Source organism: Nocardia sp. NPDC051981, assembly GCF_040680715.1.
GTDB lineage: Bacteria > Actinomycetota > Actinomycetes > Mycobacteriales > Mycobacteriaceae > Nocardia.
Genome location: NZ_JBFAXK010000007.1, coordinates 165,213 through 183,913, shown reverse-complemented (window position 1 = coordinate 183,913; position 18,701 = coordinate 165,213). Strand labels below are relative to the sequence as shown.

The following is an 18,701-nucleotide window of genomic DNA, read 5'->3' as shown; positions in this document are numbered from 1 at the left end:
AGGTTCGGTGGCTGTGGCGTTCGAATACCGGGTTGGCGACATCCTCGAGCTGTCCTGTCCGTTCACCGCGGCGCGGGTAACCGAGGTGACGGCGAACGACGTCTTCGTCGAATGGCCGTGGTGGGCCGTGGATCCGGCGAGCGACGGAGTGCGGTGGAACGGCGTGGTAGCGGTGGCGGCCGGGCCGGACGCGCCCGGATGGGAACGGGAAGTGTTCCGGATCCAGCCCGCCGCCGGGGAACTCGCCGCCGAGGCCGACTGCCGCATCGGGATTCCGCCGACCGTCGTCCACGTCGTCGCCGTGCGGCACTTCGATCCGCCACGCGTGACGGGGTGGCTGCCGCGGCCGCGGCGGGAAGTCGTCTACCTGCGCGCGGGACAGTCCGTCGATCCGGAGCTCGACGATCAGGGCGCCGCGTTCGACCCCGAGGACGACATCCCCCGGCGCGTCGAATTACGGTTCCGCCCATACGCCTTCCTGGAGATCGGCGACGAGGTCGCCGACGCCGGCGGGCGCGCGTGGCGCTTCTGCGGACCCTGGACCTGGCAGCCGTTCGACGGGGCCGAACCCGGCCGGCCCATCTGGCCGCTGCTGCTGCTCACCCGCGACGGCGACAGCGATGACGCGGCCGCGGTCGACGTCACCGAGGCCACACTCACGGGTTCGCACGACGAAGAACTCGCCCGGTGGAACGAACTGGCGCAGCTGACCCCGGAGCCCATGGACGGCTGAGCCGTCAGGACTTGGCCAGATACTCCAGGCGTTCGCCGTCCACGGCCGCGCGCATCATGCTCGCCAAGCCGGGATGGTTCCGCAGGCCCGGATCGGACTCGACGATCTCACGCGCCAGCTGCTGTGCGGCCGTGATGACTTCGAGGTCGTCGAGCAGCGACAGCAGGCGCAGGCTACGGGCCGTGCCCGACTGCGCCGCGCCCAGCACATCGCCCTCGCGGCGCTGCCGCAGATCCAGCACCGCCAGTTCGAAGCCGTCGGTGGTGCCCGCGACCGCCTCCAACCGGGCCATGGCCGTGCCCATCGGATTGGTCTCGGTGATCAGCAGGCACAGTCCCGCATGCTTGCCGCGCCCGACGCGGCCACGCAGCTGATGCAGCTGGCTCACGCCGAAACGATCCGCGTCCACGATCACCATGACCGTGGCATTCGGGACGTCGACACCGACCTCGACCACCGTGGTGCACACCAGCACGTCGATCTCGGCGTCATTGAAGGCCCGCATGACGCGGTCCTTCTCATCGGTCGGCAGCCGGCCGTGCAGCAGGCCCACCCGCAGGTCCTTGAAGGCCCCGGAGCCGAGCATCTCGTACATGTCGACCGCCGAGTGGGTGGTGGGTCCCTCCTTCTCCTCCTCGGCTTTCGCCTTGCGGCCCTTGCCCTTTCCGTTCTCCTCCTCGTCGCCGATGCGCGAGCACACCACATAGGCCTGACGCCCCTGCGCCACCTCCTCGCCGATGCGCTCCCACGCCCGATCCACCCACGCCGGTTTCACCTTGGCGGGAACGACTTTCGAGGTGATCGGGGAGCGGCCGCGCGGAAGCTGGGTCAGCACCGAGGTTTCCAGATCGCCCAGCGTGGTCATGGCGATGGTGCGCGGAATCGGGGTGGCCGTCATGACCAGCAGGTGCGGGCTGGCGGCGTCCTTGGCCTTGGCGCGCAGGGCATCCCGCTGCTCCACGCCGAAACGATGCTGCTCGTCGACCACCACCATGCCCAGATCGAAGAACTCCACATTGTCCTGGATCAGGGCGTGCGTGCCGATCACCAGGCCCGCCTCGCCGGTGACCGCGTCCAGCAGCGCCGCCTTCTTCTGGCCCGCCGACATGGAGCCGGTCACCAGCACCACCTTGGTGGCCTGGTCGGCCGCGCCCAGCTCCCCCGCGTTGCCGAGATCGCCGAGCATCTTCGTCAAGGACCGATAGTGCTGCGCCGCAAGAACTTCCGTCGGCGCGAGCAGCGCGCACTGCTGGCCGTTGTCCACCACCTGCAGCATGGCGTGCAGGGCCACGATGGTCTTGCCCGAACCCACCTCACCCTGGAGCAGCCGGTGCATGGGATGGCTGCGCGACAGGTCGGCGGAGATCTCGTCGATGACCGCGCGCTGCCCCTCGGTCAGCTCGAACGGCAGCCGCTTGTCGAAGGCGGCCGCGATGCCGTCGGTGCGCGGCGGGCACGACTTGGCCGCCCGGCCCTCCACCTGATGGCGGCGCTCGGCCAGCACCAGCTGCAGGGCCATGGCCTCGTCGAAACGCAAACGGCCGCGGGCGGCTTCGATATCGGCCTTGTGCTCGGGTAGGTGGATCAGGCGCAGCGCGTCGGAGACCGGCAACAGCGCGTGCTCGGTCCGCAGCGCTTCCGGCAGTGGATCGTCGATGGGGTCGAGCTGGTCGAGCACCTGGCGGATGCAGCGCAGCAGATCCCAGCTCTGCACCTTGGCGGTCGACGGGTACACCGGGATGAATTCGCGCTCGAAGAACGAGATATCCACTCCCCCCGCGCCTTTCGCGCTCTGTGCCAGGCCGCGCAACGCACCGCCACCGTGCACGGTGGTGAGGCTCTCGATCGATCCGTCACCCTTTTCCGGCAGGATCAGATAGTCCGGGTGCGAGAGGTTCCAGCGGTCGGGCCGCCACCAGTGCACGGTGCCCGACATCATGGCCCGCACACCCTCTTTCACCAGATAGCGCACCTTGTCGCCATTGAAGAAGGTGATCTCCACCGGGCGCGCGCCGCCGGTGTCCAGGTTCACCTTGAGCAGGCTGCCGCGCCGGTTCTTCATGGGACGCAGCTCGGTCTTGGTGACCCGGCCCATCACCGTGATGTGCTGGCCCTCCTCGGGCGCCTCCTCGGTGAGCGGCTGCCCCTGGGTGGCGTAGCGCAGCGGATAGTGCCGCAGCAGGTCCTCCACCGTCTGCATGTCGAAGTGCTCCTGCAGCCCCTCGGCCGCCTTCACCCCGAGCACGTGGTCGAGCCGATCCGCCAGTGTCGCCATCTATTCCACCCCGATCTGCACCAGGTCACCGGCCTGCCCGCCCGGATACACCACTACTTCCACACCCGGGAAACCCGCGGCCACATGCCCGGCCAGATCAGCGGAAAGCCATTCCGGCGCATCGCATCCGATGAGCATGGTCACCAATTCCCCGCCCAGCCCGAGCATCCGGTCCAGCAGCGTGCGTCCCGCCGCCCGCACATCCGGATCGATCACCACCACATCGTGGCCCACCAGGCCGAGCCCGTCCCCCGCCTCGCACATCCCCACCATGGTCAGCGCCCGCTCCGGTGCCATTCGCAAAGCCCCCCACCGTGTCCCGGCCGCCGCCTCCGACATGGCGAAGGCGTCGTCCGCCGCGGCCCGCCCCGTATCGTGCATGGCCAGCGCCGCCAGCCCCTGCACCATCGACCCGCACGGCAGCATCAGCACCTCCCGCTGCCCGTCCCGCGCCGCCACACTGACCGCCACCAGCTCGTGCGCGGGCAGCGCTCCGTTCGGCAGCACCAGTACCTCCCGCTGCCGGACCGCGCGAATCGCTTCGAGGAGCACGTCCGCCGTCACCTCGCCCTCCAGCACCACGGCGCCCGCGTCCTCGAACAGCCGCACCGCGCCCGCCCCGGCCGCCACCGCCAGAATCGCCCGATCCGTCCCGCCGGAGGCATGGGTGGACACGGTCAGCGTCTCGATGCGAATCCCGCTCAGCGCCCCCGTCTCGAGCCCGGCCTCGACCGCCGCCCCCGCATCGGCGCAGTGCACGTGCGCCGACCAGGTCTGCGACCCGTCACCCACGACGACCACCGAATCACCCAGCGCGCCGAGCCGATCCCGCAGGGCGGCGATCCGCTCCTCGTCGGTCCCGCGCACCAGGAACATGACCTCGTAGTGCGGCGCGGCCACCGCCGCCCGGCCGAACGAGCCGCTCACAGCCGAATTCGCCACCGCGACAACCAGATTCGACGCCGCTCCGGCAGCTGTTCCCGGCCGCGCGCTCGGAGGCTCCGCGTCGAGCTCGCCCGTGGCGCTCACCCTGTGCTGCTCCGGTGCGCCACGCCGGTAAGCCGGTCGCGCCGGCGCGCGCCCACCGGCCGCCGCCACCAATTCGTCCAGCAGTACCAGCAATCCGCGCGCCCCGGCGTCCACCACCCCGGCCTCGCGCAGCACCCCCAGTTGGGTGGGCGTCTCCCCCAACGCCTTGGCCGCTCCATCGGCCGCCGCCAGCGCCACCGCGACCAGATCCCGCTCCGAACAGTCGGCCGCCCGCTCGGCAGCCCGCTCCAGCACCGTGAGCATGGTCCCCTCGACCGGCGAACTCAGCGCCTCCCGCACCAGCCGCGCGGCCTCCCGCAACGCCACCCGCAGCGCCTGTTCCGTCAGCGGCCCCGCGGCCACCGCGTCCGCTATCCCGCGTAGCACCTGGGACAGGATGATCCCCGAGTTGCCCCGCGCTCCGATGGTCGCCGCTCTGGCCATGGCCGTGGCAACCGCCCGAGCGGACAGCTCCGGCTCGTTCGTGCGCACTTTCGGCTCGTTCGTGCGCACCGACTCGGCACCGCTGACGGCTGCCCGCATGGTGCTGAGCAGATTGGTGCCGGTGTCGGAGTCGGCGACGGGGAAGACATTGAGGGCGTTGATCTCGTCCCGGTGGCGTTCCAGGGCGGTCAGGACGAGCCGGCCCCACCTCAGCAGGGCAGTTCCATCCAGGCCCTCGTGACCGTCGAACGCGTCCGCTACCCCGGGCACCGTCACCGTCCTCTCGCGTCGTGGAATCCCGGCCGCCAGCCTAGTCGGGGCAACCGACACCACGCCGCCACCTGGCATTCGTACGCCGCATACGGAACCGTGCCCGGGGGGCTGATTGGACACGCCCGGGCGGGGTTGGCTACTCTTGTGCGGTTGCCTCACGCAGGCACGGTCCTGCCCTCTCAGGTATCGGTCCGCGTTCACCAGCGATTAGCTGGTAGGTACGTCCAAGACATTAGGCTTTCGGACACGCTGTACACCGTGCAGCGCGTCCCACTATGACATGAAGGAGCTCGCGACTATGGCTGCCGTCTGTGACGTCTGCGCCAAGGGCCCCGGCTTCGGTAAGTCGGTTTCGCACTCGCACCGGCGCACCAACCGTCGCTGGAACCCGAACATCCAGACCGTGCGCGCCCAGGTTGCCCCCGGCAACACCCGCCGCATGAACGTCTGCACCTCCTGCCTGAAGGCGGGCAAGGTCGTTCGCGGCTGAATCAGCTTTTCCACAGAAGCCCCGGCACCCAGAATTGGGTGATCCGGGGCTTTTGTCTGCAGTGGGAGGACGCATGAGCGAATGGCGGGTGGTCCCGCTCGGGGCCGAGCACGCCCCCGGTCTCGGCGCCTGCCATGTCGCCTGCTGGCGTGAGGCGTATCAGGGCCTGATCCCCCAGCACGTGCTGGACGCCTTCGATGTGGATCAGCGCGCCGCGGCCTGGGACCGGGTCCGGGTGAAGTATCCGGGGCACGTGTGGGTCGCCGTCGTCGACGACACCGTCGTCGGATTCGCGGCGGCCGGCCCCGCGGCCGAGGAGAACTCGCCCACGCCACGGGAACTCAATGCCATGTACGTGCGTGCCGCCTACTACGGCACCGGCCTCGCCGACGAGCTGATGCGCACGGTGCTGCCGGACGACGCCGACACCTCACTCTGGGTGTTCGAGGAGAACCCCCGCGCGCAGGCCTTCTACAAGAAGTACGGCTTCGAACTCGACGGGGAACGCCGAGTCGAAGCCTTCAGTCCCGCAATGCAGGTGCGGATGGTGCGCCGGGCGCCGCGCGACGAGGACCGGCGCCCGACGCCCCGGATCACGACGCGCCGTTGATGCAGTCCACCTGCTGGCTGATCGACTGCACCACGCACGCCAGGCGCGAGGTCACGTTCGACGACAGGCCACTCACGCTGTTGGTGTCGAGCAGGCTGCCGACCGGGGTGACCGTGGTGGTCGTCGCATCGGGGACGTACGGGTCCAGCGTCAACGGCTCGGCGTTCGCGGCGGCCGGGGCCGCGGCCAGCGCCGCACCCGCGGCCAGCGCGACGAAAACACCACGGGCAGTCTTCTTCTGCATACACATGCTCCTGAATCAGGTAACGGATCAGCGCTACGGCAGACGCCAGTCCACCGGCGCGGCCCCTAGGGTACCCAGCAATTCGTTGGTTCGGGAGAAAGGCCGAGAACCGAAGAATCCTCGCGAAGCCGACAGCGGTGAGGGATGGGCGGATTCGATGTACGGAGTGCTGCCCAGCATGGGCTTCAATGTCGAGGCGTCGCGGCCCCACAGAATCGCCACCAGCGGCTGGTCCCGGGCCACGAGCGCGCGAATTGCCTGCTCGGTCACCGCTTCCCAGCCCTTGCCGCGATGCGAGGCCGGCTGGCCCGGCTGCACGGTCAGCACTCGGTTCAGCATCAGCACCCCCTGATCGCACCACGGCGACAGATCACCGTTGGCCGGTGTCGGGAAGCCGAGATCCTTGGAGTACTCCGAGTAGATGTTCGACAGGCTGCGTGGAATGGGCGAAACATCCGGGGCCACCGAGAAACTCAGCCCCACCGGATGGCCCGGTGTCGGATACGGATCCTGGCCGACGATGAGGACTCGCACCTTGTCGAACGGCCGCTGGAAGGCCCGCAGCACGTTCTCCCCCTTCGGGAGATAGCCACGCCCCTCGGCGTTTTCGGTTCGCAGGAATTCACCCATCGCTGCAATGCGGTCGGTCACCGGCTCGAGGGCCTCGGCCCAGCCCGTATCGATGACTTCCGACAGTGGTTTCGCACCCATGTCGGGAAAACTTATCGTGTCGAGTTTCATCGCGGTACCGGACCCGGCTATGCGAAGGATTCCCAACCGGCCGGTCCGGACCGGAGGGTGCCGTCGACGGTGACGCCCGCGCCGGCGCGGACCTGTCCGATGCGCACCCAGCCCTCCGGCACATCGCCCGAATCGGCGAAAGTCGCTGCGAATGCGTGGTCTTCGCCGCCCGTCAGAATCCAGTCGAGGGGGTTGACTCCCAGCGCCTTCCCCACCGCCGCCAGTTCGGGATCGGCCAGCGTCGCCGCCGCCAGATCGATGGCCACACCGGAGGATTCGGCGATATGCCCGAGATCGGCGAGCAGCCCGTCCGACACATCGGTCAGCGCGGTGATCTCCGCGGTGTCCGGCAGCTCCAGCACCGCGTCGTACGGCGGCCGCGGAACCCGGTGCGCGGCAACCACGTCCGCGAACTCGGCGGAGTCGGCCCCGGCCGTCAGCACCGCCAGCCCCGCGGCCGACCAGCCCAGCCGCCCGGCCACCGCCACCACGTCGCCCGGCCGCGCCCCCGACAGCTTGATGGGCGCGCGGCGTGGATCGCCGAACGCCGTCACCGAAATGATCAGCAGCGGGCTGCGGACCATATCGCCGCCCGCGATGGAGGCCCCGGCCCGCCCGGCCTCGGCCCACAGGCCATCCGCCAGCGCGCGCACGAATTCGACCGGGGTGTCCGACGGGCAGCCCAGGCCCACCACGAAGGCGCTGGGCACCGCGCCCATGGCGACCACGTCCGCGGCGTTCTGGGCAATGGCCTTGCGGCCGATATCGTGCGCGCTCGACCAGTCGGTGCGGAAGTGCCGGTCCTGCACCAGCATGTCGGTGGTCACCACGAACCGCCCCTCGGGCGCGGCGATCACCGCCGCGTCGTCGCCCGGACCGAGCAGCACCCCCGGCGTCTGCGTCCGCCCCTGGTTCACCAGCGCGATGAGCCCGAATTCCCCGAGCTCGCCCACGGTGCGGGCGGCCGGAACGGACTGCGGCCTGCTGCTGGCGGTGATGGCGGTCTCCTTCGGGACGAGTGTGATGCGGACGCCTGACCGCTCGACGGTACCCTCGAACCCGCAATCGACGACCAGCAGCCGGGACGCGTGCCCGGCACGCCACGATCGGGGACCGACGACCGGATGAGCAACGACACCCGCGGCACCGAACCGGACACCACGCCGGAGCGCACCGACGCGACCGAAGCCGACGCGGCGAAGGCCGCAGACGCCACGGCGGCGGCCACGGACGCCACGGCGGCGGAGACCGCAGACGCCGCGAAGTCGAAGGACTCGGAGGCGGCGAAGTCGAAGGACTCGGAGGCCGCGGAGTCGAAGGATTCCGACGCCGTTGAAGAGGCTGCCGCGAGCCAGGACTCGGACGAGGACTATGAGGTCCGCCGCTCACCGGCTCTCATCGCCACCGCCGTCGCCCTCCCGGTCGCGCTGGTCGTCGGACTGCTCGTCATGGGTGTGCTGGCCAATCGTCATCACAGCCGAGACCCGCTGGTCCTGGGCGCCGTGCCCGCGCCCACCGCGTCTGGCCCGGAGTGCACCGCCCTGATGCCCGCGCTGCCCGACAAGATCGGCGACTACACCACCTCCGAGCTGGTGCAGCCCGCGCCGCCCGCCACGCACGCCTGGCAGCTGCCGGACGGCGGCGACCCCATCGTGGTGCGCTGCGGCCTGGATCGGCCGCTGGAATTCGTCAAGTCCTCGAGCATGAACCAGATCCAGACCAGCAAAGCGGTCAATGGGGACTCGGGCGTCAACTGGTTCGAGGTGCGTGACCAGACCAGCGGTGTCACCTCCGGCACCTACTGGGCGGTGGACCGTGGCATCTATATCGCGCTGACCATGCCCGACAATGCCGGACCCGCTCCGCTGCAGGACATTTCGGCGGCCATCCAGCAGACGATCCCGCAGAAGCCGATCGACCCGAACCCGATCCCGAACTGACGGCGGCCGGTCCGGCAGATATCTGCCGGTGCCCGCTCTAACCGTCAGAGCTTGCGGAGCGTGGCCTTCCCGGCCGTGAGGTCGATCTCCACACCCTCGTCCCCGTCGCCCGGGTTCTCCCGGTGCATCAGCACCGATTGCCGCTGCTCCATCTCGTGCCGCTTGGCCGAGTTGAATGCCGCGTCGAACTGCTCCAGGCCGATGGCCGCCGCGCTGCGGTCGCCATCCTCGGCTCGCATCCACGGCAGCGCGGTGCGCCCGGTCACCCTGCGGTAGGCCACATCGGCGAAGGCCACCGCGATGATCAGCAGGGCCAGGCCGGGAATCGTCAGAGCCACGATCACCTGATCAAGGCTACGCCCGGCCCCAGGCGGCCGCCGTCGTCCGCAGGTCGCATGCGAACGGCCCGGTCCCTCATCCGAATTGATGAACCGGGCCGACGGAGACGGCGGTCAGCGGAGGCCGGTGCCGCGCGCGCGAGCCGTCTCGATCAGGGTGCTCACCAGCGTCCGGTTGTCGATGCCGGTGGCCTCCCACATGCGCGGGTACATGGAGATGGCGGTGAACCCGGGCATGGTGTTGATCTCGTTGATGACCGGACCGTCGGCGGTCACGAAGAAGTCGACGCGGGCCAGGCCCTGGCAGTCCAGCGCCCGGAAGGCCTGCACCGCCAGCTCCCGGATCTGCTGGGACACATCGTCATCCAGCTTGGCGGGGACGTCGAACTCGCAGACGTCGTCGAGGTACTTGGTGTCGAAATCGTAGAAGGCGGGCGCCTCGGCGTCGTCCTCGGGCATCCGGATCTCGGCCACCACACTGGCTTCCACCCGGCCGTCCGGGAATTCCAGTACGCCGCACTCGACTTCGCGGCCGACGATGCCGGCCTCCACGATCACCTTCGGGTCGTGGCGGCGCGCGGTCTCGATGGCGGCGTCGAGCTCGTCCCAGCTGTCCACCTTGGTGATGCCGATGGACGACCCGCCGCGGGCGGGCTTCACGAAGACCGGCAGCGCCAGGCGGGCCCGGTCGGCGTCGGCGACCGTCGCCATGCCGGGCCGCAGCACCACCTGCACACCGATCGGAAGACCTTCGGCCGCAAGGAGTTTCTTGGTGAACTCCTTGTCCATCCCGGCCGCGCTGGCCAGCACGCCCGGACCCACGTAGGGCAGCTCGGCCAGCTCCAGCAGACCCTGCAGGGTGCCGTCCTCACCGAAGGCGCCGTGCAGCACCGGGAACACCACGTCCACCGCGCCCAGCACGGTGTCGGCGCCGTCCAGCGGCACCAGTGCGCCGCCGCGCGAGGGATCGGCGGTCAGCACCAGCGCGGTGCCCCGTTCGTCGACCGCGGGTAGCGCCCGATCCTGCGCGGACAGCGCCCGCGGATCCGCGTCGCCGAGCACCCAGGTGCCGTCGCGCGTGATGCCGATCGGAACCGCCTCGTACCGTTCCGGATCGAGGCTCGCCAGCACGGTGCGTGCCGAGACACACGACACCCCGTGCTCGTTGCTGCGGCCGCCGAACACCACCGCCACCCTGGTCCTGTTGGTCATGCCCCGAACCGTACCCGGTCGAATATGGCGGCAGTGTTACACGGTCGTCCCGGCCAGGGACACGTTATTCCGATTTCAGGCGGCGACCCTGCAACTGCCCGACCGCCTCGGCCGCCGACAGCCCCTCGTGGCACACCTGGTGCACGGCATTGGTGAGCGGCATTTCCACCCCGTGCGCCGCGGCCAGCGCCCGCACCGATGTGCAGGACTTCACACCCTCCACGACCTGGCCATGAGTGGCGTCCAGTGCGGTCTCCATGGTGCCGCCCGCACCCAGCGCGTGCCCGAAGGAGCGATTGCGCGACAGCGGCGAGGTGCAGGTGGCCACCAGATCGCCGACACCCGCCAGCCCCGCGAAGGTGACCGGCTCCGCGCCCACGGCCACTCCGAGCCGGATGATCTCGGCCAGCCCGCGGGTGATGAGGGTGGCGATCGAGTTGTCACCCAACCCCATCCCCGAAGCGATGCCGCAGGCCAGCGCGATCACGTTCTTACAGGCGCCGCCGATCTCGCAGCCGATCACATCGGAATTGGTGTACGGCCGGAAATAACCGGTGGCGCAGGCGTGCTGGACCGCCTCGGCCCGCGCCACGTCCGGGCAGGCCACCACGGTCGCGGCGGGCTGGCCGGCCGCGATCTCGTGCGACAGGTTCGGGCCCGACAGCACCGCGATCCGGCTCGGATCCGCGCCGCTGACCTCCGCGACGACCTGGCTCATGCGCAGCAGGGTGCCGGTCTCGATGCCCTTGGCCAGGCTCAGCAGCGTGGCGTCGGCCGGAATGAGGTCCTTCCAGGCCGCGAGATTGGTGCGCAGCGACTGCGAGGGCACCGCCAGCACCACGATGTCGGCACCGTCCAGCGCGACCGCGGGATCATCGGTCGCGGCCAGGGGCGGCAACGCCACATCGGGCAGATACCAGGGATTGCGATGCTCGGTGGCAAGCACTTTGGCCACCTCCGGCCGTCGAGCCCACACGATGGTCTCGGTTCCCGCCTCCGCCAACACCTTCGCGAACGCGGTCCCCCACGACCCCGCGCCCAACACCGCTGCCCTTGCCATCTGCTCAATATATGCGTGTGTGATCGGAGCCATGCCGTTGTGGCATCTCCTGGAATTCGACGCCGCTCACACGGCCGTCATCTTGGAGTGGGAGGATTCGGGCATGCGCGCGGCCGGAGCGGAGCGGAGGGCACAGTGAACACAGCCGTGCACGCGGTGATCGCGGTCAAGAGTCTCGGACTGGCCAAGAGCCGGTTGTCCGATGGGCTGCCCGCGCATCAGCGGCCGCGCCTGGTGCTGGCCATGCTGTCGGACACGGTGACCGCCGCGGCCGGCGCCCGCGGGGTGGCCTCGGTGACGGTGGTGACCCCGGATCCGGCGGTCGCCGATCTGGTACGCGATCTGGGCGCGACGGTCCATCCCGAACCCGCCGCGATCCCGCCGCACACCAGCGGACTGAACGCCGCCCTGGCCGCGGGCGCGGCCGCGGTGCGCAAGGCCCACGGCCCGGTCGATCTGCTTGCCCTGCAAGCGGATCTGCCCGCGCTGCGCCCGGCCGAACTCTGCGACATGCTGGCGAGCACCGGGCATCAGCGCGCGGTGGTCGCCGATCACGAGGGCAGCGGCACCGTCGCCCTGCTGGTGCGCGGCGGATCCGCCGCGCTGAACCCGCTTTTCGGTCCGGACTCCGCCCGCCGTCACATCGCCGGCGGCGCGGTGGAGTTGCTGGGCAACTGGCCCGGGCTGCGGCAGGACGTCGACACCGCCGCGGATCTCGAGCGCGCCGCCGCGCTCGGGGTCGGCACGGCCACCGGCGCGCTGCTGCGTGAAATCGGCGTGTCGCAGGCGTGTCGAGGAATCGAAGATATGCACCGAGCCGGGTCCTCACTGTGCTGACGCGGCGTGATCTGCGCTGCAATGGCCGGTGTCAGTTCGGCACCCCGCCCGCGACATAAGGAATGATCGTGAGAGTGAGCGATACGGATACCGTCAAGCAATCGCCGCTACTACCGGCGGCACCGCCCGCGGCAACCCCACCGCCCACCGCCATAGCGCCGCTCCCGGCGGACCGCTACGTCAATCGGGAACTCAGCTGGCTCGATTTCAATGCCCGCGTCCTCGCCCTCGCCGAGGACCATTCCCAGCCGCTGCTCGAGCGCGCCAAATTCCTCGCCATTTTCGCCTCGAATCTGGACGAGTTCTACATGGTCCGGGTGGCCGGTCTGAAGCGCCGCGCGGAAACCGGACTGTCGGTGCGGTCCGCCGACGGCCTGTCCCCCACCGAGCAGCTCGAGCTGATCGCCGTCCGCACCCAGGAGATCGGCGAGCGCCACGCCCGCGTCTTCCTGGACCAGGTGCTGCCCGCGCTGACCGCCGAGGGCATCGCCATCATCCGCTGGGCCGATCTGGAGGACACCGAGCGGCAACGCCTGTCCGGATATTTCCAGGATCAGGTGTTCCCGGTGCTGACCCCGCTGGCGGTCGACCCGGCCCACCCGTTCCCCTACATCAGTGGCCTGAGCCTGAATCTTGCCGTGACGGTGAAGGATTCGATCACCGGCGGTGAGCACTTCGCCCGGGTCAAGGTGCCCGACAATGTGGATCGCTTCGTGCGGGTCCGCCGGGTCGCTGCCGGCAATACGGCCCTGGGCCGTGATTCCGCTGCGGCACAAGGCTCGTCCCTGGCCGCCTTCCTCCCGATGGAGGAGCTGATCGCCGCGCATCTGGATCAGCTGTTCCCGGGAATGGAAGTGGTGGAACAGCATTCGTTCCGGATCACCCGCAATGCCGACCTGGAGGTCGAGGAGGACCGCGACGAGGATCTGCTGCAGGCCCTGGAGCGCGAACTCGCCCGCCGCCGCTTCGGATCCCCGGTGCGGCTGGAAGTCTCCGACGACATGACCGAGCACATGCTCGATCTGCTGCTGCGCGAACTCGACGTGGACCCGGCCGACGTCATCCAGGTGCCCGGCCTGCTGGACCTGTCGTGCCTGTGGCAGGTCTACGGCGTGGACCGCCCCAACCTCAAGGACGCCCCGTACGTCCCGGCTACCCCGCCGGCGTTCGGCGAACGCGAAACGCCCCGAAACGTTTTCGCCGCCCTGCGGGAGAGCGACGTGCTGGTGCACCACCCCTACGACTCCTTCTCCACCAGCGTCCAGCGCTTCATCGAGCAGGCCGCCGCCGACCCGCAGGTGCTGGCCATCAAGCAGACCCTGTACCGCACCTCGGGTGACTCCCCCATCGTGAACGCGCTCATCGACGCTGCCGAGGCGGGCAAGCAGGTGGTCGCGCTGGTCGAGATCAAGGCCCGCTTCGACGAGCAGGCCAACATCAAATGGGCGCGGGCGCTGGAGCAGGCCGGCGTGCACGTGGTCTACGGCCTGGTCGGGCTCAAGACCCACTGCAAGACCTGCCTGGTGGTGCGGCGCGAGGGTGCCACCATCCGTCGCTACTGCCACATCGGCACCGGTAATTACAATCCCAAGACCGCACGCCTGTACGAGGACGTCGGATTGCTCACGGCCGCACCGGAGATCGGCGCGGACCTCACCGACCTGTTCAACTCGCTGACCGGGTACTCGCGAAAGGCCAACTACCGCAACCTGCTGGTCGCCCCGACCGGCGTGCGCGCGGGCATCATCGAACGCATCGAGCGTGAGGTCGAGCTGGCCTCGCAGGGCGAACCGGCGCGAATCCGGCTGAAGGCCAACGCGATCGTCGACGAGCAGATCATCGACGCCCTCTACCGCGCCTCCCAGGCCGGGGTGCCGGTGGACATCGTGGTGCGCGGCATCTGCGGGCTGCGGCCCGGGGTGGCGGGTATGAGCGAGAACATCCGGGTGCGCTCGATTCTCGGCCGCTTCCTGGAACATTCGCGTGTTCTGCACTTCGAGGCGCAGAACGAGTACTGGATCGGCAGCGCCGACATGATGCACCGCAACCTGGACCGGCGCGTGGAAGTGCTGGCGCAGGTGAAGGATCCGAAGCTGACCGAGCAGCTGGGCCAGGTGTTCGACTCCGCACTGCACCCGGCCACCCGCTGCTGGGTGCTGCAGGCCGACGGCAGCTGGGCCGCCCAGCCCGGACCCGACGTCCCCGGCGATCAGATCCGCGATCACCAGGAGCACCTGATGCGGCTGCGACGTCCGGTGCACCAGTGAGCCCGGCCCACTTCGATCCTGCCGCCGATTTCGCCGACCCCCGCGTCGCCGCCAATATTCTGGCGGCGGGCGCGGTGCTGTGGCGTCCGGCGGCGGATGGCACGCTCGAGATCGCCCTGGTACACCGGCCCAAATACGACGACTGGTCGCTGCCCAAGGGGAAATTGGATCCCGGCGAGACGCCGGTCGTCACGGCCGTGCGCGAGGTGGCCGAGGAAACGGGCCTGAATTCGCGCCTGGGCCGCTATCTGGGCCACGTGACGTATCCGGTGACCGGGCATCGCAAGCTCAAGCGAGTGGACTACTGGGCCGCCCGGGTCCTGGACGGGGCGTTCGAATCCAATCCGGAGGTCGACGCCCTGGACTGGCGCCGTCTCGACACCGTGATGGACGCCCTGTCCTATCCCATGGACCGCAGCATCGTCCGGAACTTCCTCCGCCAGCCCGCCGAAACCGCCACCCTGCTGCTGGTGCGGCACGCCAAGGCCGGTCGCAGCGACCGTTTCGCCGGTGACGACGATCTGCGCCCGCTCGAAAAGGCCGGTCGCGCACAGGCTCGCGCCCTGGTGCCGAACCTGCTCGCCTTCGGCGCGGCCGAAATCCTCTCCGCCCCACCGGACCGCTGTGTCCAAACTGTGACCCCGCTGGCGGAAAAGCTGGGCGTGGACGTAGAACTCGAACCGCTGTTCTCCGAATCCGGTTATGCGGCAGCACCCGATGCCGCCCGCAAACGCGCCCGCGACCTGGTCTCCGCCGACACCGTGCGGGTGATCTCCAGTCAGGGCAAGGTGATTCCGGATCTGCTGGAGTGGTGGGCCGCCGACGACGGCGTCAGCCTGCCACCGGCCCGCAACCGCAAGGGCAGCGTCTGGGTGCTGTCCTTCCACGACGGCCGTCTGATCGCGGCCGACCATCTCGACCGCGCTCTCACCCCGGCCGATCTCCCCCGGGCCTGACGGCTTTCCGGCCCGTCGGCGGGCGTTTTCCCCCGCCGGCCGACGGCCCGGCCCCGGCGAGAACCCTTGGAACGCCGCCGTACCGGCCCCTGTCCGGCCGAATCCATCCGGCGCACTGCCGATTTCCGCCGGGCGTACCGCCGATTCCATCCCCATCGAACCCCCGATCCACCCCCTCACACACATGCGAGACGGCCCGGCGATGCCGGGCCGTCTCACGTGTTGTCCTGCTCGAAAACCCCCGTCAGCGACGGGTTGTGGCCTCGCTACCGGCGAGCGGTGCGCTTGGCCGCGGTCTTCTTGGCGGGAGCCTTCTTGGCCGTCTTCTTGGCGGTGGCCTTCGCAGCGGTGGCCTTGACGGCCTTCTTGGCGGCCGCGGTCTTCTTGGCAACGGTGGCCTTGACCGCAGTCTTCTTCGCGACCGTCTTCTTCGCCACCGTCTTCTTGGCCGTGGCCTTCTTGGCGGGCGCCTTCGAGGCGGCCTTCTTGGCCGTGGTCTTGGCCGGCGCCTTGGTGGCGGCCTTCTTGGCCGCCTTCTTGGCGGTGGTCTTCTTGGCGGCGGCCTTACCCGAAACCGGGGCGGCCACACCGCGCTTCACGGCCGGGCCGCTCGAAGCGATCTTCTGCTTGCCGGCAATGATCGCCTTGAACTGAGCGCCGGGACGGAACGCCGGCACCGAAGTCGGCTTCACCTTGACGGTTTCGCCGGTGCGCGGGTTACGAGCGACCCTGGCGGCCCGCTTACGCTGTTCGAAGACACCGAATCCGGTGATGGTGACGCTCTGACCTTTGTTCACAGCACGCACGATCGTGTCGACCATCTGCTCAACTGCAGCAGTAGCGGTGCGCCTGTCAGTACCCAACTTCTCGGTCAGAACATCGATCAGTTCCGCCTTGTTCATTGAATCCTCCGCAGACTAATGGCCCGTCGTCGGACCGACTAGGTACCACGGTAAACCCTTTCCGGGCAAGAGTCTATGTGCCACGCGGAAATACATGACGCATGGCACACGCTCAGCTACCTGGTTTGAGGGGGTTCAGCTAACGCCCATCAATGATTACGTCTGCGAAATACGGGCCGGAATGGTGGCGGGTTTCCAAGTCGGCCTTGCGTTTTCGAACCGGTCGATCTCATCACTGTGCCGCAGAGTGAGCCCGATGTCGTCCAGCCCTTCCAGCAGGCGCCACCGGGTGTAGTCGTCAATATCGAACGGCAACACGACCGTTCCGGCCGACACCGTTCGCGCCTCGAGGTCCACCGCCAATTCCAAACCCGGCTGTTCCTCGAGCAACTTCCAGAGCAATTCCACATCGCTCTGCGCCATCCGGGCCGTCAGAAGCCCGTCCTTGCCCGCGTTCCCGCGGAAGATGTCGGCGAAGCGAGACGAGATCACCACCCGGAACCCGTAGTCCTTCAAGGCCCAAACGGCGTGCTCACGTGAGGATCCGGTACCAAAATCCGGACCAGCGACCAGCACACTACCCCGGTTGAAGGGCTCGGTGTTCAGAATGAAGTTCGGATCCGTCCGCCACGCCGCGAACAGGCCGTCCTCGAAACCCGTTCGGGTAACGCGCTTCAGATACACCGCCGGGATGATCTGGTCGGTATCGACATTGGATCGGCGCAACGGAACGCCGATCCCCTTGTGGACCTTGAAGGCTTCCATCGGTGATTCTCCTGAGTCTGTGGGGGCAGCGGCATCTGGGCCGCTACCGGAATGTGATCAGTTCAGATCCGCAGGTGAGGACAGGGTTCCGCGCACCGCGGTGGCCGCGGCGACCAGCGGCGAGACCAGGTGTGTGCGACCGCCCTTGCCCTGTCGCCCTTCGAAGTTCCGGTTCGAGGTGGCGGCGCAGCGCTGACCGGGGGAAAGCTGATCCGGGTTCATACCCAGGCACATCGAGCATCCGGGCTGGCGCCATTCCGCGCCCGCGGCGGTGAAAATCTCGCCCAGACCCTCTTTTTCCGCCTGCAGCCGCACCCGCATCGAGCCCGGCACGATCAGCATGCGTACACCGTCCGCGACCTTTCGGCCCGTCAGAATGTCTGCGACCGCACGCAAATCCTCGATCCGGCCATTGGTGCACGAACCCACGAAAACCGTGTCCACGGTGACGTCCCGCAGCGGAGTGCCCGGCCGCAGGTCCATGTACTGCAGCGCTTTCTCGGCGGCCGCGCGCTCGTTCTCGTCGACGATCTGCTCCGGATCCGGCACCGAGTCGCCCAGCGGCGCACCCTGTCCCGGATTGGTGCCCCAGGTGACGAAGGGGGTCAGCGCGGAGGCGTCGATATGGACCTCCGCGTCGAAAACCGCGCCCTCATCGGTCTTCAGAGCGTCCCAGGCGGCCACGGCGGCCTCCCAGTCCGCGCCCTCGGGCGCGTGCGGGCGGCCCTTCAGGAACTCGTAGGTGACCTCGTCGGGCGCGACCATGCCCGCGCGGGCGCCGGCCTCGATCGACATGTTGCACATGGTCATCCGGGCCTCCATGGACATGCCGCGCACCGCCTCGCCGCGGTACTCCAGCACGTAGCCCTGGCCGCCGCCGGTGCCGATCTGCGCGATGACCGCCAGGATCACGTCCTTGGAGGTGACGCCCGCGGGCAGCTGCCCGTCGACATTGATGGCCATGGTCTTGAACGGGCGCAGCGACAAAGTCTGCGTCGCCAGCACGTGTTCCACTTCCGAGGTGCCGATGCCCATGGCCAGCGCACCGAACGCACCGTGGGTGGAGGTGTGCGAATCACCGCACACCACCGTGGTTCCCGGCTGGGTCAGGCCCAGCTGCGGGCCCACCACGTGGACGATGCCCTGATCGATATCGCCCATCGGGTGCAGGCGCACACCGAATTCCTCGCAGTTCTTGCGCAGGGTCTCGACCTGCAGGCGCGACACCGGATCCGCGATCGGCTTGTCGATGTCGATGGTCGGGACGTTGTGGTCCTCGGTGGCGATGGTGAGATCCGGGCGGCGCACCGGGCGACCCGCGGCGCGCAGTCCGTCGAACGCCTGCGGGCTGGTGACCTCGTGCACCAGGTGCAGGTCGATGTAGATGAGGTCGGGTTCGCGATTCGCGCCCTCGCCCGCGCCGCGGACGACGACGTGCTGGTCCCAGACCTTCTCCGCCAGAGTGCGTGGCCGGTCGGCCATAACTGCTCACCTCTCGATTGACATATCCACGCCCGGTGGTGTGCGCGGTGACTGGCGTCCGAGCTGGGAGCGGCTGGTTTGCATTTCCCAACATGCGAGACGC

At 69.0% G+C, this 18,701-nt stretch carries 18 protein-coding genes; 7 read left to right on the top strand and 11 right to left on the bottom strand.

All coding sequences use genetic code 11. The annotated features are described in order from the left end of the window. The first annotated feature begins 7 nt into the window (after positions 1–7). A complete protein-coding gene (locus AB0L60_RS16065; RefSeq protein WP_364613632.1) occupies positions 8–733 on the top strand; it encodes a hypothetical protein in 726 nt (241 codons plus the stop codon). Positions 734–737: 4 nt separating this feature from the next. Here the strand turns inward: AB0L60_RS16065 and recG are convergent, their stop codons facing one another. Both recG and AB0L60_RS16055 read right to left on the bottom strand, forming a co-directional pair. After that, complete coding sequence (gene recG / locus AB0L60_RS16060; RefSeq protein ID WP_364613629.1) at positions 738–3,008, bottom strand: ATP-dependent DNA helicase RecG; 2,271 nt, start codon at positions 3,006–3,008, stop codon at positions 738–740. Further along, positions 3,009–4,751: a DAK2 domain-containing protein gene (locus AB0L60_RS16055; protein WP_364613626.1), complete on the bottom strand. Its 1,743-nt coding sequence runs from the start codon at positions 4,749–4,751 to the stop codon at positions 3,009–3,011. 301 nt (positions 4,752–5,052) lie between these two features. Here AB0L60_RS16055 and rpmB point away from each other — a divergent pair, with 301 nt between their 5' ends. Beyond that, entirely contained in the window at positions 5,053–5,244 is a 192-nt protein-coding gene (rpmB, locus tag AB0L60_RS16050; protein ID WP_011210730.1) for a 50S ribosomal protein L28, read from the top strand. 73 nt (positions 5,245–5,317) lie between these two features. Then, positions 5,318–5,854, top strand: a complete 537-nt coding sequence (locus tag AB0L60_RS16045; RefSeq protein WP_364613623.1) for a GNAT family N-acetyltransferase — start codon at positions 5,318–5,320, stop codon at positions 5,852–5,854. On the opposite strand, the gene AB0L60_RS16040 is transcribed toward AB0L60_RS16045, so the two are convergent. Genes AB0L60_RS16040 through AB0L60_RS16030 form a run of 3 tightly spaced genes read right to left on the bottom strand, consistent with a single transcriptional unit; the run spans position 5,838 to position 7,792 of the window. After that, positions 5,838–6,098: a hypothetical protein gene (locus AB0L60_RS16040; protein ID WP_364613620.1), complete on the bottom strand. Its 261-nt coding sequence runs from the start codon at positions 6,096–6,098 to the stop codon at positions 5,838–5,840. The two genes, AB0L60_RS16045 and AB0L60_RS16040, sit on opposite strands and share 17 nt — an antisense overlap. A gap of 33 nt (positions 6,099–6,131) precedes the next feature. Next, complete coding sequence (locus tag AB0L60_RS16035; protein ID WP_364613617.1) at positions 6,132–6,809, bottom strand: uracil-DNA glycosylase; 678 nt, start codon at positions 6,807–6,809, stop codon at positions 6,132–6,134. Between the two features lie 47 nt (positions 6,810–6,856). Further along, positions 6,857–7,792, bottom strand: a complete 936-nt coding sequence (locus tag AB0L60_RS16030) for a thiamine-phosphate kinase (protein WP_364613614.1) — start codon at positions 7,790–7,792, stop codon at positions 6,857–6,859. A 171-nt stretch (positions 7,793–7,963) separates the two neighbouring features. Between AB0L60_RS16030 and AB0L60_RS16025 the strand changes: the two genes are divergently transcribed. Further along, on the top strand, positions 7,964–8,779 hold the full coding sequence (locus tag AB0L60_RS16025) for a DUF3515 domain-containing protein (protein ID WP_364613611.1): 816 nt from the start codon (positions 7,964–7,966) through the stop codon (positions 8,777–8,779). 44 nt (positions 8,780–8,823) lie between these two features. Here the strand turns inward: AB0L60_RS16025 and AB0L60_RS16020 are convergent, their stop codons facing one another. The 3 genes from AB0L60_RS16020 to AB0L60_RS16010 all read right to left on the bottom strand — a co-directional run bounded on the left by AB0L60_RS16020 (position 8,824) and on the right by AB0L60_RS16010 (position 11,389). Further along, the gene (locus AB0L60_RS16020) at positions 8,824–9,123 is read right to left on the bottom strand and encodes a DUF6191 domain-containing protein (RefSeq protein ID WP_354837870.1); all 300 of its coding nucleotides are present in this window, start codon (positions 9,121–9,123) and stop codon (positions 8,824–8,826) included. Between the two features lie 108 nt (positions 9,124–9,231). Further along, positions 9,232–10,329 carry a D-alanine--D-alanine ligase family protein gene (locus tag AB0L60_RS16015; protein WP_364613607.1) on the bottom strand — a complete coding sequence of 366 codons (1,098 nt, stop codon included), beginning with the start codon at positions 10,327–10,329 and terminating at the stop codon, positions 9,232–9,234. A gap of 64 nt (positions 10,330–10,393) precedes the next feature. Continuing rightward, positions 10,394–11,389 (bottom strand): NAD(P)H-dependent glycerol-3-phosphate dehydrogenase, encoded by a 996-nt coding sequence (locus AB0L60_RS16010; protein WP_364613604.1) that lies wholly within the window; start codon positions 11,387–11,389, stop codon positions 10,394–10,396. Positions 11,390–11,524: 135 nt separating this feature from the next. On the opposite strand from AB0L60_RS16010, the gene cofC reads away from it, so the two are divergent. The 3 genes from cofC (at position 11,525) to AB0L60_RS15995 (ending at position 15,449) form a co-directional block, all read left to right on the top strand. After that, the gene (cofC, locus tag AB0L60_RS16005; RefSeq protein ID WP_364613601.1) at positions 11,525–12,226 is read left to right on the top strand and encodes a 2-phospho-L-lactate guanylyltransferase; all 702 of its coding nucleotides are present in this window, start codon (positions 11,525–11,527) and stop codon (positions 12,224–12,226) included. Between the two features lie 62 nt (positions 12,227–12,288). Beyond that, positions 12,289–14,493 carry an RNA degradosome polyphosphate kinase gene (locus AB0L60_RS16000; protein ID WP_364613598.1) on the top strand — a complete coding sequence of 735 codons (2,205 nt, stop codon included), beginning with the start codon at positions 12,289–12,291 and terminating at the stop codon, positions 14,491–14,493. Next, complete coding sequence (locus AB0L60_RS15995; RefSeq protein WP_364613595.1) at positions 14,490–15,449, top strand: bifunctional NUDIX hydrolase/histidine phosphatase family protein; 960 nt, start codon at positions 14,490–14,492, stop codon at positions 15,447–15,449. The genes AB0L60_RS16000 and AB0L60_RS15995 overlap by 4 nt, the downstream gene beginning before the upstream one ends. 266 nt (positions 15,450–15,715) lie before the next feature. Here AB0L60_RS15995 and AB0L60_RS15990 read toward each other — a convergent pair whose 3' ends face one another. From AB0L60_RS15990 to leuC, 3 genes are all read right to left on the bottom strand, one after another. After that, positions 15,716–16,351 carry an HU family DNA-binding protein gene (locus AB0L60_RS15990; protein WP_364613592.1) on the bottom strand — a complete coding sequence of 212 codons (636 nt, stop codon included), beginning with the start codon at positions 16,349–16,351 and terminating at the stop codon, positions 15,716–15,718. 156 nt (positions 16,352–16,507) lie between these two features. Beyond that, a complete protein-coding gene (leuD, locus tag AB0L60_RS15985; protein WP_354837884.1) occupies positions 16,508–17,116 on the bottom strand; it encodes a 3-isopropylmalate dehydratase small subunit in 609 nt (202 codons plus the stop codon). Between the two features lie 57 nt (positions 17,117–17,173). Beyond that, entirely contained in the window at positions 17,174–18,598 is a 1,425-nt protein-coding gene (gene leuC / locus AB0L60_RS15980; RefSeq protein ID WP_364613587.1) for a 3-isopropylmalate dehydratase large subunit, read from the bottom strand. Positions 18,599–18,701 lie beyond the last annotated feature (103 nt).